General features: G+C 75.1%; 14 protein-coding genes. 8 read left to right on the top strand and 6 right to left on the bottom strand.

What is annotated here, in order from left to right:
- Positions 1-47 precede the first annotated feature (47 nt).
- The 5 genes from pdxR (at position 48) to LGQ04_RS16635 (ending at position 7,058) form a co-directional block, all read left to right on the top strand.
- Positions 48-1,451, top strand: coding sequence for a MocR-like pyridoxine biosynthesis transcription factor PdxR (gene pdxR / locus LGQ04_RS16655; RefSeq protein ID WP_229245095.1), 1,404 nt, complete (start codon positions 48-50; stop codon positions 1,449-1,451).
- 171 nt (positions 1,452-1,622) lie between these two features.
- Positions 1,623-2,240, top strand: coding sequence for a TetR/AcrR family transcriptional regulator (locus LGQ04_RS16650; protein ID WP_229245094.1), 618 nt, complete (start codon positions 1,623-1,625; stop codon positions 2,238-2,240).
- Between the two features lie 80 nt (positions 2,241-2,320).
- Positions 2,321-3,361, top strand: a complete 1,041-nt coding sequence (locus LGQ04_RS16645; protein ID WP_229245141.1) for an o-succinylbenzoate synthase — start codon at positions 2,321-2,323, stop codon at positions 3,359-3,361.
- Complete coding sequence (gene menD, locus LGQ04_RS16640; protein ID WP_229245093.1) at positions 3,358-5,217, top strand: 2-succinyl-5-enolpyruvyl-6-hydroxy-3-cyclohexene-1-carboxylic-acid synthase; 1,860 nt, start codon at positions 3,358-3,360, stop codon at positions 5,215-5,217. The genes LGQ04_RS16645 and menD overlap by 4 nt, the downstream gene beginning before the upstream one ends.
- Before the next feature lie 185 nt (positions 5,218-5,402).
- Positions 5,403-7,058 (top strand): S1C family serine protease, encoded by a 1,656-nt coding sequence (locus tag LGQ04_RS16635; RefSeq protein ID WP_229245092.1) that lies wholly within the window; start codon positions 5,403-5,405, stop codon positions 7,056-7,058.
- Positions 7,059-7,194: 136 nt separating this feature from the next.
- On the opposite strand, the gene LGQ04_RS16630 is transcribed toward LGQ04_RS16635, so the two are convergent.
- A complete protein-coding gene (locus LGQ04_RS16630) occupies positions 7,195-7,743 on the bottom strand; it encodes a GNAT family N-acetyltransferase (protein WP_229245091.1) in 549 nt (182 codons plus the stop codon).
- A gap of 108 nt (positions 7,744-7,851) precedes the next feature.
- A complete protein-coding gene (locus tag LGQ04_RS16625; protein WP_229245090.1) occupies positions 7,852-9,201 on the bottom strand; it encodes an isochorismate synthase in 1,350 nt (449 codons plus the stop codon).
- 50 nt (positions 9,202-9,251) lie between these two features.
- Between LGQ04_RS16625 and LGQ04_RS16620 the strand changes: the two genes are divergently transcribed.
- The 3 genes from LGQ04_RS16620 to LGQ04_RS16610 all read left to right on the top strand — a co-directional run bounded on the left by LGQ04_RS16620 (position 9,252) and on the right by LGQ04_RS16610 (position 12,309).
- A complete protein-coding gene (locus LGQ04_RS16620) occupies positions 9,252-9,947 on the top strand; it encodes a demethylmenaquinone methyltransferase (RefSeq protein WP_229245089.1) in 696 nt (231 codons plus the stop codon).
- Between the two features lie 349 nt (positions 9,948-10,296).
- On the top strand, positions 10,297-11,217 hold the full coding sequence (locus LGQ04_RS16615) for a hypothetical protein (RefSeq protein WP_229245088.1): 921 nt from the start codon (positions 10,297-10,299) through the stop codon (positions 11,215-11,217).
- A 111-nt stretch (positions 11,218-11,328) separates the two neighbouring features.
- On the top strand, positions 11,329-12,309 hold the full coding sequence (locus LGQ04_RS16610) for an SH3 domain-containing protein (RefSeq protein ID WP_229245087.1): 981 nt from the start codon (positions 11,329-11,331) through the stop codon (positions 12,307-12,309).
- Positions 12,310-12,315: 6 nt separating this feature from the next.
- Here the strand turns inward: LGQ04_RS16610 and LGQ04_RS16605 are convergent, their stop codons facing one another.
- The 4 genes from LGQ04_RS16605 to LGQ04_RS16590 all read right to left on the bottom strand — a co-directional run bounded on the left by LGQ04_RS16605 (position 12,316) and on the right by LGQ04_RS16590 (position 15,520).
- Positions 12,316-12,777 (bottom strand): hypothetical protein, encoded by a 462-nt coding sequence (locus LGQ04_RS16605; RefSeq protein ID WP_229245086.1) that lies wholly within the window; start codon positions 12,775-12,777, stop codon positions 12,316-12,318.
- A 507-nt stretch (positions 12,778-13,284) separates the two neighbouring features.
- On the bottom strand, positions 13,285-14,190 hold the full coding sequence (locus LGQ04_RS16600) for a nucleotidyl transferase AbiEii/AbiGii toxin family protein (RefSeq protein WP_229245085.1): 906 nt from the start codon (positions 14,188-14,190) through the stop codon (positions 13,285-13,287).
- Complete coding sequence (locus LGQ04_RS16595; RefSeq protein WP_229245084.1) at positions 14,187-14,789, bottom strand: type IV toxin-antitoxin system AbiEi family antitoxin domain-containing protein; 603 nt, start codon at positions 14,787-14,789, stop codon at positions 14,187-14,189. The genes LGQ04_RS16600 and LGQ04_RS16595 overlap by 4 nt, the downstream gene beginning before the upstream one ends.
- 80 nt (positions 14,790-14,869) lie before the next feature.
- Positions 14,870-15,520: a hypothetical protein gene (locus tag LGQ04_RS16590; RefSeq protein ID WP_229245083.1), complete on the bottom strand. Its 651-nt coding sequence runs from the start codon at positions 15,518-15,520 to the stop codon at positions 14,870-14,872.
- Positions 15,521-15,711: the final 191 nt, after the last annotated feature.

Raw genomic sequence — 15,711 nt, 5'->3', positions numbered from 1 at the left:
GCTGGGCCGGGCCCCAGGGCCAGGATGCGTCTGGTTCACTGGTCCAGATGAGCGTCCGTCTGGACCCCGAGTCCCTGCTCGTGCTGCTCGGCCCCCGGCCCCGACGCGGGCTCGGCCGGTGGGTCGAGGAAGGAGTGCGCACCGCGATCCTCACGGGCAGGCTCGACGCGGGGACCGCGCTCCCGTCCGGACGTGACGTCGCCGCGACGCTCGCGGTGGCACGGGGCACCGTCACCTCCGCGCTCGACCTCCTCGTGGGCGACGGGCTGCTCCTCAGCCGTCCGCGATCGGCCCTCGTGGTCGCGCCGGTGGCAGCCGCGCCGTCGGACACCGCGCACCGGGCTGCGGGCGGGCGGACGGTCCGTCCGCCGAGCGTGGGGACACCCGACCCGTCCCTCTTCCCGCGGGCGGCATGGCTGCGCGCGGTGCGGGCGGCGACCAGCACGCTCCCGGACGCCGACCTCGGCTACCCGGACCCTCAGGGCCTCCTCGCGCTCCGCGAGGCGCTCGCCGCGCACCTGCGCGCGGCGCGGGGTGCCCGCGTCCGGGCCCGGGACGTCGTCGTGGTCTCCGGGGTCGCCCAGGGGATCACGCTGCTCGCCGAGATCCTCGCGGAACGGTCGACCGGCTCGGCCTCCCGCCGGGTCGTCGTGGAGGAGCCCTCGTCACCGGGGGCGGTCGACCTCCTCCGCGCGGCCGGGCTGGGCACCGTGCCCGTGCCGGTGGACGACCACGGCCTCCGTGTCGACGACCTCCCGGACGCCGCCGCGGCGCTCGTCACCCCCGCGCACCAGTTCCCGCTCGGCGCGGTCCTGGCTCCGCAGCGCAGGCGCGCGCTCGTCGCGTGGGCCGCAGCGGGGCGGTACGTCCTCGAGGACGACTACGACGCCGAGCTCCGCTACGACCGCAGGCCCGTGGCCGCGCTCCAAGCGATGGACCCCGAGCGCGTCGTGCTCCTGGGATCCGTCTCCAAGCTCCTCTCGCCGGCGCTCCGGCTCGGCTGGGTCGTCGCGCCGCCCGCCCTCGTCGACCCGCTGGTCCGGGCCAAGGCCCGCGCCGACCTGGGATGCTCCGTGCCCGAGCAGGCCGCGCTCGCCGCGCTCCTGGACGGCGGAGCGTACGGGCGGCACGTGCGCGGCGTGCGCGCGACCTACCGTCGGCGGCGCGGCGTGCTGCTCGCGGCGCTCGCGGAGCACGCGCCGGGGCTGCGGGTGCGGGGGGTCGACGCCGGCCTGCACGTCGTCGTCGAGCTGGGCTCGCAGGCCGCGGAGACCTCGGCGGTCGAGGCGCTCGGAGCGCGCGGCGTCCCGGTGCTCCCGCTGGGCTCGACGTACGCGGGCCGCCCTCGGCACGGTGTCGTGCTCGGCACGGCGAGGCTCCGGGAGGAGCAGCTGGAGGTCGTCGGGCGGACGCTGCGCGCCGTGGCGCCCCGAGCCCCGGCCCGGACCTGACGGCCACGGCACCGGACCGTGCGAGCCCGCTCCGTCCGCCCGCGGGCGTCGGCGCGGCCCCGACGGCTATCCTCGCCCTCGTCCTGTTCGACGACGAGGTCGGCGTCCCCACGCCCGTCCGCCCGTGCTCCTCGTCGCGAACGGTCCGAACCTGTCCGGTGGAGGTCACTGATGGTCGAGACGACGACTGCCGAGCCCGGCCGCGGCGAGCCGCGGCGCCAGGCACGCGGTGCAGCGCGGCGCGACGCCATCGTCGACGCCGCCGCGCAGCTCATCCTCGCCGAGGGGCCCGCCGCGGCGACCCACCGCGCCGTCGCCGTCGCGGCGGGCGTCCCGCTCGCCGCGACCACGTACTACTTCACCGGCCTCGACGACCTCGTCGGCGCCGCCGGGCAGCAGATCGTCGCAGGCTGGGCCGCGCACGCCGCCGAGGCCGCGGAGCGGGCCATCGACCGTGCGTCGACGGGCGCCCGCGACGCCGAGACCGACGCGCGGGTGCTCGTCGACGCGGTGCTACCCCCCGGCGGCGAGTCGGAGGTCCGCGGCTTCTACGAGCACCTCGTCGGCGCCGGGCGCCACCCCGCCCTCGCCCGGGCCTACGCCGACGGTCGCGGTCGGCTCGACGCGGCCGTCGCCCACGTCCTCGCCGTGCTGGGCGGTGACGCCCCGAACCCCGGGCTCGTCGTCGCCGTCGTCGACGGCGCCGCCGTGAGCGCCCTCAGCGAGGGTCGCGACGTCCGGGCCCTCGCCGTCCGGCTCCTCGTCGAGCTCCTCGGCCCCCGCCCGTGAGCTCCCCGCCCGTGGCCCCGTGTCCGTGACGTCCGCGCCCCCGACCTCGCGGGCGGCCGGGCGCGCCGCGTCGGCGTAGCCTGAGCCACGTGCCGCCCGTCGTCTACCGCACCCCGCTCACCACACGGTTCCGAGGGCTCGACGCCCGCGACGGGCTGCTCCTGCGGGGCGACGCCGGGTGGGGCGAGTTCTCCCCGTTCTGGGACTACGACGACGCCGAGTGCGTCCCCTGGTTGCGCGCCGCCCGCGAGGCCGCCGACGACGGCTGGCCCGACCCGGTCCGCACCGCCGTCCCCGTGAACGTCACCGTCCCCGCCGTCGGCCCGGACAGCGCGCGGGCGATCGTCGCGGCGTCGGGCGGGTGTCGCACCGCCAAGGTCAAGGTCGCCCAGCGCGACGCCCAGGGCCGCCCCGAGCCCCTCGCGGACGAGGTCGCCCGGCTCGAGGCCGTGCGCGACGCCCTCGGCCCCGGCGGTCGCGTGCGCGTCGACGCCAACGGCGCCTGGGACCCCGACGACGCGCTGCGCCGCCTGCCCCACCTCGACCGTGCCGCAGGTGGCCTGGAGTACGTCGAGCAGCCCTGCGCCGACGTCCCCGGCCTCGCCGCCGTGCGCCGCGGGCAGCACGGCGACACCGCCGTGCCCGTCGCCGCGGACGAGTCCGTGCGCCGCGCCGAGGACCCCCTCGCCGTGGTCCGTGCCGACGCCGCCGACGTCGTGGTCCTCAAGGTGCAGCCCCTCGGCGGCGTCCGCGCGTGCCTCGACCTCGCCGCACAGGTCGGCGTCCCCGTCGTCGTGTCGTCGGCGCTCGAGACGTCGATCGGGATCGCTGCGGGCGTGGCGCTCGCGGCGGCGCTGCCGGACCTGCCGTACGCGTGCGGCCTCGCGACGGTCCAGCTCCTCGCCGCGGACGTCACCGCCGCGCCGCTGCTGCCCGTCGGCGGCACCCTTTCCGTCCTGCGGCCCGAGCCCTCGCCCGCCGGGCTCGCCGTCACACGGGCGGACGAGGACGTCGAGCACCGCTGGCTCGACCGGCTCGCACGCGTCGAGTCGCTCGGCCGTCCCGTGCGAGGCGGCGCGTCCGGGGTGCGCGTCGCCGGCGTCGAGGGGGGCGACCGGTGAGCGGCTCCGCGCCCGACGCCGGCCCGGCGGCCGAGGCCCCCTCCGTCGAGTGCGCGCGCGCCCTGGTCGCGGCGCTCGTCGCGGCCGGGGTGCGCGACGTCGTGCTCGCGCCCGGCTCGCGGTCCGCGCCGCTCGCCTACGCCGTCGCCGCCGCGGCGGACGCGGGGCTGCTCGCGCTGCACGTGCGCGTCGACGAGCGGTCCGCGGCGTTCTGCGCGCTCGGGCTGTCCCGTGGTGCTGCGCCCCTCGACGGGCCCGGCGGGACGCGCCTGCCGCGTCCGGTCGCCGTCGTCACGACGTCCGGCACGGCCGTCGCGAACCTCCACCCGGCGGTGCTCGAGGCGCACCACGCGGGCGTCCCCCTCGTGCTCCTCACCGCCGACCGCCCGCACGAGCTGCGCGGGACCGGCGCGAACCAGACCACGGACCAGGTCGGCCTGTTCGCCGGGGCCGTGCGCCTCGTCGTCGACCACCCCGCGCCCGACGGCCGGCCCGGCGAGGCCGCCGACCTCGTCGCGGCGACGACCCGTGCCCTCGCCGCGGCCACGGGCGCGCGCGACGGCCGCCCCGGGCCCGTGCACGTCAACCTCGCGTTCCGCGACCCGCTCGTGCCCGCCGAGCCCGACGCCGCGGCGCCGGTCCCCGCGGCGCTCGCCCCGGCGCCGGACGGCAGGATGGCGGGCACGGAGGCGGGCACGGTGGCGGGCACGGTGGCGGGCACGCCGGGAGCACCGGTCGTCGTGCCGCCGGTCGTCCGCGCGCCCGACGTCCCCGCACCGCCCGGCCGCACGCTCCTCGTCGCGGGCGACCGCGCCGGTGACGTCGCCCGCGGCCTGGCTGCCGCGCGCGGGTGGCCGCTGCTCGCCGAGCCGTCCTCCGGGGCCGCGGGAGGACCGCACCACGTCGTCGCGCACCCTCTCGTCCTCGGCGCGCGGGGACTGGCCGACGACGTCGAGCACGTCGTCGTGCTCGGCCGGGCGACCCTCAGCAGACCCGTGCAGCGCCTCCTCGCCCGGCCCGACGTCGACGTCACCGTGGTCGCCCCCGGGGGCGGGCCCTGGCCGGACGCCGCGCGCAACGCCACGACCGTGCTGCCCGCCGTGCCCGACGCCTGGCTGCGGCCCGGTGCCCCGCACGACGTGGCGTTCCTCGCGCGCTGGCAGGCCGCGAGCCGCGCCGCGGCGGACGTCGTGGACGCCGCGACCACGGGCCAGGGGGACCCCGACGGCCCGGCCGTCGCGCGCGCCGTCGTCGAGTCGTGCGGCCCCGACGACGTCCTCGTCGTCGGCGCGTCCAGCCCCGTCCGCGACCTCGGCCTCGTCCTCGGCCTGCTGGACGCGGCTCCGGCCGACCTGCCGACCGTCGTCGCGAACCGGGGCCTGGCGGGGATCGACGGCACCGTGTCGACGGCGCTCGGCGTGGCGCTCGCGACCCCGGGGCGGCGGGTGCGCGCGCTGCTCGGCGACCTGACGTTCCTCCACGACGTCGGGGGACTGCTGCGCGGTCCGGACGAACCGCCCGTCGACCTGCGGCTCGTGGTCGTGAACGACGACGGCGGGTCCATCTTCGCGGGCCTGGAGCCCGGCGGGCTGGGGGAGCGGTCCGCGGCGGCCACGCGCACCTTCGAGCGCGTCTTCGCGACGCCGCACGGCGCGGACCTCGCGCTGCTGTGCGCGGGGTACGGGGTCCGCCACACGCTCGTGCCCGACGTCGCGGCGCTGCGCCGGGCTCTCGACGCGCCCGCGCGCGGGGTCGAGGTGGTGGAGGCGCGGGTCGACCGGTCGGGGCGGCGGGCCGCGGGGGTGGCGCTCGCCGACGCCGTGCGGGCCGCGGTCGAGGACGCGACCGTCCGCTGACCGACGGCGCCCGGCGAGCGACGCACTCCGGGCCGGGTGATGCACCTCGGAGCGCATCTCTCGACCCGAGGCGCATCTCTCGAACGGAAGTGCGTCACTCGCAGATTCGCAGCGAACTCCCAGGAACGTTCAAGCCCCGTTCAAGGGCCACGGTGTGAAGTAGTGGGCAGAACGAGGAGGCCCACATGTCGAACGACACCCCCACCACGCCGCTCGCCCAGCCCACCCCCACGACGCCGCTGTCCGGGACGCCCGGTGCCGCCGACCGCGCGGCCGCCGTCGACGCGACACCCCGGCAGGCCGACCAGCAGGCGCACCCGCAGGCTCGGCCCACCGAGCCGCTCCCGGCCCAGGTCGTGCAGCAGGTCAGCGCGCCGCAGCAGGGCCCCGCGCCGTCGAACGCCCTGCACCAGCAGGCCGCGCACCACCAGAACCCGCACCACCCGCAGCAGGGTGCGGCGTTCGGCGCCCAGCCGTACGCGGCGCCCGCGGCGTCGGGTCCGTACGGCACGGTGCTGCCCGCACCCCCCGCCCCGCCCGCGACGTCGGGCGCCTCGGGCCACGGGTCCGAGCGCCGTCGCACCTGGGTCCCCGTGGTGAGCGCCGCGGCCGCCGCCGCCCTCGTCGCGAGCCTCGCGACCGCCGGTCTCGTGCTGGCCCTCGACGACGACTCCACCCCGACGTCGCTCGCCGACGTGGGGCGCAGCGAGGAGCAGTCGGCCGCGCCCGTGTCGAGCTCCAGCTCGCAGAACCCGGACTGGGAGGCCGTGACCACGGCGGTCGCGCCGTCGGTCGTCGCGATCCAGGTCCAGACGCAGTCCGGCGGCGGCGAGGGCTCGGGCGTCATCGTCGACGACGCGGGCCACGTGGTGACGAACAACCACGTCGTCGAGGGCGCCGTCGACGACACCGTGCAGGTCACGCTGAACGACGGGCGCCTGTTCGAGGCGACGATCGTCGGCCTCGACCCGGCGACGGACCTCGCCGTCGTGCAGATCCAGGACGCCCCGGACGACCTGCAGCCCGCGACGCTGGGCGACTCCGACGACGTGACCGTGGGCGAGTCGGTGCTCGCGGTGGGCAACCCGCTCGGTCTGGCCAACACGGCGACGACGGGCATCGTGTCCGCCGTGGATCGGCCGGTCTCGGCGTCGGGCACGACGGGCGGGACGTCGGTCGTGACGAACGCGATCCAGATCGACGCGGCGATCAACCCGGGGAACTCGGGTGGCCCGCTGTTCGACGCGCAGGGCCGTGTCATCGGCATCACGTCGTCCATCGCGACGCTGTCGAGCGGCACGAGCCAGTCGGGGTCGATCGGTCTGGGCTTCGCCATCCCGGTGAACCTGGCGAAGACGATCTCGCAGCAGCTCGTGGAGAACGGGACGGCGGAGCACGCGTTCCTCGGGGTGACCCTCTCCGACGCGACGGCGACGTCCGACGGCGTCACGCGTCGTGGCGCGCAGGTCGAGCAGGTGACCGACGGCTCGCCGGCCGCCGAGGCGGGCATCCAGGCCGGTGACGTGATCGTCGCGATCGACGGCGACGCGGTCGGCGGGGCGGAGTCCCTCACGGCGTTCGTGCGCGAGCTGACCGCGGGCGCGCAGGCGACCGTGACGGTGGTGCGCGACGGTGCGACGCAGGACGTCGACGTCACCCTCGCCACCCGGCCCGCCGACGACGAGCTCTCCGGCTCCGGTTCCGGCGAGGGCACGGTCCCGGGCGAGGACGGGCAGGGCGACCAGGGTCAGCAGGACGGCCAGCAGGGTCAGGAGACCGACCCGAGCGACCCCGGCAACGTGCCGAACCCGTTCGACTGGTTCTTCGGCGGTCGCGGCTGACGCGACCCCACGATCTCCCGGGCGCCGGCTCCCCCCTCCGGCGCTGCGGGACGGCGGCCCGGCGCGACGTCCCCTCGCGCCGCCGCCGACGAGGCCGGCACGGACCTGTTCCGTGCCGGCCTCCGGCGTCCCCGGGTCAGGCCCGGGCGCCGTCGGGCAGGACCGGGCCGTCCCACGCGGCGGCGTCGGGGCCGGCCCCGCCGCCGTCCTGGTGGGGCGTGAGCGTCCTGCTGAAGTACTCGGCGGTCCGTTCGTGCCCGGTGGCGAGCGCGAGCTCGCGGCAGCGACCCGCGACGATGCCGACCCGTCGGGCGCCCGCCTCGGCGGCCCAGGTCTCGGCGGCGTCGAGCAGTGCCCGGCCCAGGCCGCCGCGCCGGTGGGCGGGGTCGACGGCGACCTCCTCGACGCGGCACACCGCCCCGTTCTCGGCGAGGCTCAGGTGCCGGTTCGCGAGCACGTACCCGACGACGCCCGCGTGCGGGAGCTCCGCGACGGCGAGGTACGTGTCGAGGGCCGCGAGCAGCGGGCCGAACGACGCGTCGAACGCGCGGGGCTCGGGCTCCTCGCGCCCGAGCGCGGGGACGAGGGCTCGTACGGCGTCGCGGTCGGCGACGGTCGCGCGGCGGACGAGGACACCGGTCGCGTCGCGGGGCGGCGCACCGGGAGGAAGGGAGGAATCGGACACCTTCGCGAACCTAGCAGCGGGTCGCCCGCCCCCGACAGGGACGTCCGTCCCCCGGCCCTCCGGTCGCGGTGGTGACGATCCCGTGCGGCGGTCCCGGAGCGGCTGTCGTCAGGAGCCGAGCGCGTACCGCAGCGGCTCGAGCTTGGCCTCGGACTCGGCGACCTCCGCGGCGGGGTCGGACGCGGCGACGATGCCGCACCCGGCGAAGAGCCGCACGGTGCGGGGGTCGGTCGCGGACAGCTCCGCGGAGCGCAGGGCGATGCCCCACTCGCCGTCGCCGTCGCTGCCGAGCCACCCCACGGGTCCGGCGTACCGGCCGCGGTCCATGCCCTCGATCTCGCGGATGAGGTCGTTCGCGGCCTCGGTCGGGGTGCCGCACACGGCGGCGGACGGGTGCAGGGCGGCGGCGAGCGCGAGGCTCGTCGGCTCGGGTGCCGGGCGCGCCCCGCTCCCGCGCGCGAGGACGCCGGTGACGTCGGAGGCGAGGTGCATGACGTTCGGCAGGTGCAGCACGAACGGGGCGTCGGGGACGTTCATCGACGAGCAGAACGGGTCGAGGGCGTGCGCGACGGACGCCACCGCGTACTCGTGCTCCTCCAGGTCCTTCGAGGACCGGGCGAGCTGGGCCGCGCGGAGCAGCGCCTCGTCGTCGGACAGCCCGGCCCGGCGGATGGTGCCCGCGAGCACGCGGGACGTCACGAGCCCCTTCTCGCTGCGCACGAGCAGCTCCGGCGTGGCGCCCACCATGCCGTCGACGGAGAACGTCCAGCACGACGCGTAGCCCGCGGCGAGACGACCCAGGAGCCAGCGGGGGTCGACGGGCTCGCTCGCGTGCGCCACGACGTCGCGCGCGAGGACGACCTTCTCCAGCGCGCCCGCGCGTATCCGCTCGACCCCCTCGGCGACGACGGCGGCCCAGTCGTCGGGCCCCAGCGCGCCGTCGCGCCACGTGACGTCGCCCGGGGCGGTCACCGGGGCCCGCGGGGTGCGGGCGAGGGCCGCGGACGGCGACGACGCGAGCGACCCGGCGGTGTCGACGGTCGTGAGCCAGGTGACGCCGTCCCGGCGGCCCACCACGACGCGGGGGACGACGAGGACGCCCCCGGCCCGGACGGGCTCGTGGGAGTCGTCCCCGGGGTCGGAGTCGTCGAACGCGAACGTGCCGAACGCGACCGGGCCGGTGCCGGGCAGCCCCACCTCGTCGCGCACGACGACGCGCGACAGCGTCTCGTGCCACGCGGCCTCCGCGTCCGCGAACCTGCCGGGTCCCCAGGCCTCCAGCCGCAGCGCCTCGCCCCACGCGACCAGTCCGTCGCCGCGGCGGACCCACGCGAGCGGCCGGGTGTCGGGCAGGAGGTCGACCAGCGCGGCGGGTCCGCCCGGCAGGTCGTCGATGCGGGTGGTCCGCACGACGAGGGGGTGGGGCGGGGCGGCCGGGGCCGACGGTTCAGCGGTCATCGTTCCCCAGCGTAAGCGCGCGGGCGCGGGCGCGTGGAAGCATGGGCCCCATGCCCCGCGCCAACCTGGACAAGAAGCCCACCGAGGTCGCCTCGATGTTCGACGGCATCGCCCGTCGCTACGACCTCACGAACGACATCCTGTCGCTCGGGCAGGACCGGGCGTGGCGCCGCGCGACCGTGCGTGCCGTGGGCGCGATGCCGGGCGAGAAGGTCCTCGACCTCGCGGCGGGCACGGGCACGTCCTCGGAGCCGTTCGCGGACGACGGCGTGCGGGTCGTCCCGTGCGACTTCTCCCTCGGGATGCTCCGGGTGGGCAAGGAGCGCCGCCCGGACCTGCCGTTCGTCGCGGGCGACGCGACGCGCCTGCCGTTCGCCGACGCCACGTTCGACGCGGTGACGATCTCGTTCGGGCTGCGCAACGTCGTCGACACCGAGGGTGCGCTGCGGGAGATGCTGCGCGTCGTGCGCCCCGGGGGCCGCGTGGTAATCTGCGAGTTCTCGACCCCCACGTGGGCGCCGTTCCGCGTGCTCTACCAGGAGTACCTCGTGCGGGCGCTGCCGCGGGTCGCGGCGGCGGTCACGCGCGAGGGCGGGTCGTACGAGTACCTCGCGGAGTCCATCGCCGCGTGGCCCGACCAGGTCGGTCTGGGCCGCCTGCTGCTGCGCGCCGGGTGGGGTTCCGTCGCGTACCGCAACCTGTCGGGCGGCGTCGTCGCGCTGCACCGGGGGACGCGCCCCGCGTAGCGCGTGCCGTCGGCGGCGAGCGTTGAGACACGGGCGCTCGTACAGGCACGTCCTCCCTACGTGTACCCTGTCGACGCCCGCAGCGGCTCGCCGTCGACCGCCGGCATCTGAGCCGATGCGCCGACCCTGCGGAGGGTGCATGTCCTGGATCTTGCCTGCTCGGCGGCCGGCCATCGGCCGGCTCGCCCTCACCGTGGTCCTCTCCGTGATCGGGGTGGGCCTCGTGGACGCAGGACCTCCCGCCTCGGCCGGTGTACCTTCCGGCGTCGCGGCCGCGGCAGACGTGCGTCCCCCCTTGGTCCAGGCGAGCTCACCCTCTGTGGTCCGTGCCGTCTCAGGACGTGCGACGGTGCCCGTCGACTACGCCGCCCGTGACGGGGGGAGCGGGGTCGCCACGTACGACGTCGTGTACAAGATCGGCGTCACCGGGCAGGGGTACGGGCCGTGGATCCGTCCTGCCGAGTGGCAGGGGACCACGGCGACGTCGCTCTCCATCGGGCTCGAGGCCTCGGACCACGTGTGCTTCGCGGTCCGGGCGCGCGATCGTGCGGGGAACCTCAGCGCGTGGGCGTTCCCGCCGTGCGGGTACGTCGACGGCACCGCCCCGACGAGGGCCACCGTCACCGCACCGCGTCTCATCGGAGCGGGGAACCACTCGCGCGCCGACTACCCCTTGACCTGGCGCGCGACGGACGACGACCAGGTCGTCTCCTACGACCTCTGGGAGCGACACTTCAACTCGGTGCAGGCCTATCTCGGCAGTCCGAAGGAGTACGAGGCCGGATGGGGAAACGCGGTGGTGAGCTACCGGGAGACCGACCCGACGCCTGAGTCGGTCGTCAACGCCGGAGGTACCCGGTGTGTCCGTGTCAGGGCGCGGGATGCAGCAGGGAACGTCGGTGCGTGGTCGTCGGAGCGTTGCACGACGGCGGTCATGCTCGGGAGCTGGCTCGCGTGGAGCCCGCCCTACCGCTTCAGCGCGCGAGCACTGGAGAACGACTGGGCGGAGGTGCAACCGGGTCGCTCGCTCCCCTCCACGCACTGGGTCACCGGAGGGTCGCTGCGACTCTACGTGAGGACCGGTCCTCGACAGGGCAACATGGACGTCTACGTGGGTTCGACGAACATCGGCCGCGTTGACACCTATGCGCCGAAGAACGGGACGCGGGTCGTGTACCTCCGGCCGTCGCGCGATTTCCAGGGCCGGCTGACCCTGCGCTCCACCTCGCGGTATCCGGTCCACATCATCTCCTGGACGGGCATGCCGTAGGCGGCACGTCCGAGGGACCTGGGTAGTCGCCCCGGGCGACGCGGCTGGACGGCGACGATAACGGTTTGGTTACACTGGCGCGTCCTGACCCCGACCTCCCGGGAGCGCCTCATGCCTCGTGGCCGCCACAGCGCCGCCCCGACCCCGCGGGTGCGCAGCGCGCGCACGGCCCGCCGGCCCGCCCCTGCGGTCCGCTCGATGCGGCTCCCGGCGCTCGCGATGGTCACCCTGATCGGTGCGGGCGTCCTCGGCTCCGGCCCCCAGGCCGCGGACGGGTCCGAGTCCGAGCTGGAGCCGCTGGCGCGGTCCGCGTCCGGGCCCGCCGCCGAGCGCGAGGCCGCGGCGGCCAGCCGCTCGGGTGCGCGGTCCGCCCTCGGAGCGCCGACCGCGACGCGGTCGGCCGCCCCGGCGCCCGCCACCGAGCAGGTCGCGGAGCCCGCCCCGGACCCGGTGCCCGAGGTGATCCCCGCGGCGGAGGCCGAGCCGACCCCGGAGCCCGTGCCCGTGCCGACCGGGAAGATGTGGACCACGGACGCCGTGAACGTGCGCTCCGGCCCGTCCGCCGACGCCGAGAAGGTCACGACCACGGCCTCCGGGACCGCGGTCGACGTGACCGGGGCGACCGAGGGCGGGTACCGCCAGGTGGTCTGGGACGGCGCCGCCGCCTGGATCAGCGCGGACTTCCTCGCCGACTCCGAGCCCGTGGCGCAGCCCGCGGCCCCGGCCGGCCCGTCGGGTGCCGCGTGCGGCGTCAGCGCCGGGATCGAGTCGGGCCTGCGGGCCAACGCGATCGCCGTGTATCGCGCGGTGTGCGCCGCGTTCCCGCAGGTCGGCTCGTACGGCGGACTGCGCCCCGGCGACAGCGGCGACCACGGCTCCGGCCGCGCCGTCGACGTCATGGTCTCCGGCGCCGCCGGCTGGGACATCGCGAACTACGTGCAGGCCAACGCCGGCGCGCTCGGTGTCACGTACGTCATCTACGAGCAGCGGATCTGGCACGCGGGCACCCCCGCGGGCGCGTGGGAGTGGATGGAGGACCGCGGCGGCGCCACGGCCAACCACTACGACCACGTGCACGTCAGCACGTCGTAGCCGACGCTAGGCGTTCGTCTCGGCGCGGAACGTGTCGTAGGACTCGCTCAGATACTCGAGCACCAGCTGCTGGAAGCGCGGCTGGTTGAAGAACATCTCGAACATCTTGCCGTTCTCCGCGTGCCTGGCCGCGACATGGTGCGGCACCTTCTCCTTGAGGACCAGCTCGAACGCGTCGCGACTGTTGTGGAGCGCGACGACCCGCAGCTCGTCGTCGGACTCGATCTCCAGGCGCTGCTGCTCGAACCAGACCTTGTCGGCCTCCGTCGTGCCGACACCGAACTTGTCGTTGAGCCGCTCGACGAGTGCGGAGAGCTTGTCGACCAGGGGGTCCTGCCCGCCCTTGCCACCGCCGGGCAGCGCGTCCCCGGGCGTGTCGTCTCCCTGGTCGAGGGCGGCGTTCTCCTCCTCCGCGGTGAGAGCGGTACGCAGGTGCGTGAGCTCGACCTGGTCGGAGACCAGCGGCACGGGGTCCGACTCCGCGAGGGGAGCTGCGTGAGGAGCGCTTTGCCGAAGAGGTACAGGCGTTCGAGGTCGCGATCGGTCCAGGTCATGACCTGGGCGAGGAACGTGTACGCGCGCACGTACGCCGTGAGGGTCTCGCGGAACTGCTGCTGCTCGTCCGGTTCCCGCAGCTCGAAGCGCTCGCGTGCGCGGCCGAGCTGGGCGTAGACCAGGTGTTGCTGCGAGGTTTGACCCGAGACCTTGATCGCGTCGCGCGAGACGCTGAGCGTGCCGCGGTGATCGATCAGTGAAACGACGTGCTCGACGAGGCGTGTGCGGGCCGATCCGTCCACTTCCAGCCGGGTGACGAGTAGGCGCTACTCATGCGGCTGGAACTTCTCGACCAACCCGAGCAGCTCGTCGGGGAAGAGCCCGGACTCGCGGTCGTAACTTCCGGGGGCAGCGATCCGCACCCGTGGGCGACGAAATGCGCCTCGATGCTCGACTCGAACGCGGACTCGGTGTGGACGCTCATCGGCCTGCCTTCGACGTGTCGGACGGGCGCTCCCACGCCTGGGAGTCGGGGTTCCAGATGCTGTCCTCCGCGCTCTCGCCCGCGTAGACGGGGTCGATGAACTGGACGATGGCGGACATCTGGTCGTCGAGGTGTGCCGCGGAACGGTGGACGAGGTCGTTCGTCGTCCGCCATGCGGCCCACTTGCCTTGCGCGACGTCACCGTACCCGGCGACGCTCGCTGCGAGGGGCCGGAGCTCCTCACCGCGGTGCTCCGCGACGGCGCGTGCCGCGGTCCGGAGATCCCCGGCGGCGAAGGCATGAGCGCGAGCCAGGTTGACGATGTCGACGTAGTCCCGCCAGCGCGTGCTGGTGGTTCCGCGCTGGAGGATGGTCACGGACTTCTCGGCGACGACCGTCGGCATCGGGTGTCCCATGATCGTCACGTCGTCCCCCAGCAGTCCGGGGACCACGACACGCTGTGGTGCAGGCCAGACGGGGTCTCCGGTGGATACATCGAGCTGGACGCGAACAGGTGACCGCCCGAGCGTGGCCGTGCACAGGGCGCGCAGGCCTTCGTACTCGGCGTCCTCCCGAATGACCTCGACCCGAGGCATGGCGTCGTCGAACACCAGGCCGTCGTCGGTCTCCACCGCGGCGATCGCTCGGACCACCTCGACCAGCAGAGCAGGGGAGAGCTCGATCGCCGTCGCCTGCAGGTCGATGTCCCGGGTCACGCGGCGTTGGTCGAACGCCGCGAGCAGCACGCCGCCCTTGAGGATGAACGCATCGGCGTACTCGGTCCGGGTGAGCCGGTCGAGCGTCCGTTCGAGCCCGTAGAGGACGAGGAGCTCGCCGAGGTTCCGTCCTCGGCGCCGAGCCTCTGCGCGCAGAGCCCGCAGGACGTCCATGTCCGTCGTCATGCGAGGATGCTCAACGCGGTGCGCAGTGCCTTCTCGGCCCGGGGCAGTTGCCGCCCCACGTCGAGGAGCCGTGCCGGCGAGTTGCCGCGACCGCGCAACCACTGCTTCGTCGCGGCGACCGCCTCGTCGCCGCGATGCGGGAGCCGGAAGAGGTCGGCGATGGTTCGTTCCGGGGAGTAGACCCAGATCGCGAGGTCGGGCTCGTCGGGCAGTGGGTGCGACTGGCGACCGACGACATAGGTCGCCGCGTCGAAGCGGTGGAACGTCACACCTGCACGGAGCGCCGGGGGGCGGGTTCCGCGGGGGACGGCCAGGTCGTACGTCATGGGGATCTCGTCGGTGAGGCCGTGCCAGGCGAGGGCGCTCGCGAGGCACAACGTGGCACGCGGGGCGCGAGCGGCGATCTCCACGAGGTCCGTGTCGACGGGCGGCAGGTCGAGTGATCGGTACAGTCCGTGCCCGATGCGCTCGTACTTCGTCGGGTCGGTGAGGATCTGATGCGCCTTGCCGGCGCTCAGGCCGCTTCCGACGACCTCGGACCAGCGCGTCACAGCGGTCGCCCCCTCGGGCCGTTGATCGTGCTCGCGTGCACCGCTCATCGTTGGGGCCTCGCTCCTGACAGCGTAGAATCAACCGTATACAGAAACTAACTCCTGTGCACGATTGATTCACACTGGGGTTACGTCGTGTCTCCTGATCTCGGAGCGTAAGTTGCATACAGAGCACACGACCGACTCGTAGGAGCCTCCGCCTTCGCAATCGTCCTGGGTGTCGATGACGAGCCGCTAAGGCGCGTCTCCCTCGTGACTGGCCGCGCCGCGAGTCTGTGCTTGCGCGCGTAGGTCTGCGATTCGCGCTGCTGGTCGCTCGCGCTGAGTGATGCGAGGACCGAGCGCTGCCAGCGGAGCTCGTCCTGGACGACTTCGTGCGCCGTGTCATCGGCAAGCGGTGGGAAGAAGGCGTCGCTGCCGTCTCTAGGGATGCGTTCGTAGGCGTCGTCGAGAAGGCGGCGGGCGCCCCATGCCGCGGCGTCGTGGGATCCGAGGAGGGCCTCGACCGCATGGAGAAGGGCGGCCAGCTCGTCGTGGTCGTCGATGTCTGGGCGGTGGGCGAGGGCCTCGGCGATTGTGGAGAGCTCTGAACGGTCTGCGCCGATCGTGTCCCAGATGGCGTGGAGATACGCCTGGCCAGCGCCGTCTTGTGCCGGGTGCATCGACAGGATGCTCTCGACGCAGATGAGGATGAAGACTGCCTGGTCCTCGAGTGGTAGGGCTTCGCGCTGCGCCTCCAGTGCTCTCCACGGTGCGAGCGGATCATCGACCCAGTCCATGAGGGAAACGTACTCGTGTCAGTTCTCGACCCACACGAGCAGAGCGGCGAGCACCACCGCGCCACGGTAGATCACGGCGTGCTTGTCGTAGCGGGTCGCGAGTGCTCGCCATTGCTTGATGCGGTTGTAGAACCGCTCGACCGTGTTGCGGCCCCGGTAGGTGACGGGGTCGTAGGTCACGGGACGGCCGC

It is taken from the genome of Cellulosimicrobium marinum, from assembly GCF_020551945.1.
In the GTDB taxonomy this organism is placed as follows: domain Bacteria; phylum Actinomycetota; class Actinomycetes; order Actinomycetales; family Cellulomonadaceae; genus Cellulosimicrobium; species Cellulosimicrobium marinum.
This window is presented reverse-complemented; position numbering and strand designations above follow the sequence as displayed.

Coding starts and splice junctions, on each gene's coding strand:
- pdxR (WP_229245095.1), top strand. CDS start 48: ATGAGCGTCCGTCTGGACCCCGAGTCCCTGCTCGTGCTGCTCGGCCCC.
- LGQ04_RS16650 (WP_229245094.1), top strand. CDS start 1,623: ATGGTCGAGACGACGACTGCCGAGCCCGGCCGCGGCGAGCCGCGGCGC.
- LGQ04_RS16635 (WP_229245092.1), top strand. CDS start 5,403: ATGTCGAACGACACCCCCACCACGCCGCTCGCCCAGCCCACCCCCACG.
- LGQ04_RS16625 (WP_229245090.1), bottom strand. CDS start 9,201: ATGACCGCTGAACCGTCGGCCCCGGCCGCCCCGCCCCACCCCCTCGTC.
- LGQ04_RS16620 (WP_229245089.1), top strand. CDS start 9,252: ATGCCCCGCGCCAACCTGGACAAGAAGCCCACCGAGGTCGCCTCGATG.
- LGQ04_RS16610 (WP_229245087.1), top strand. CDS start 11,329: ATGCCTCGTGGCCGCCACAGCGCCGCCCCGACCCCGCGGGTGCGCAGC.
- LGQ04_RS16600 (WP_229245085.1), bottom strand. CDS start 14,190: ATGACGACGGACATGGACGTCCTGCGGGCTCTGCGCGCAGAGGCTCGG.
- LGQ04_RS16595 (WP_229245084.1), bottom strand. CDS start 14,789: ATGAGCGGTGCACGCGAGCACGATCAACGGCCCGAGGGGGCGACCGCT.
- LGQ04_RS16590 (WP_229245083.1), bottom strand. CDS start 15,520: ATGGACTGGGTCGATGATCCGCTCGCACCGTGGAGAGCACTGGAGGCG.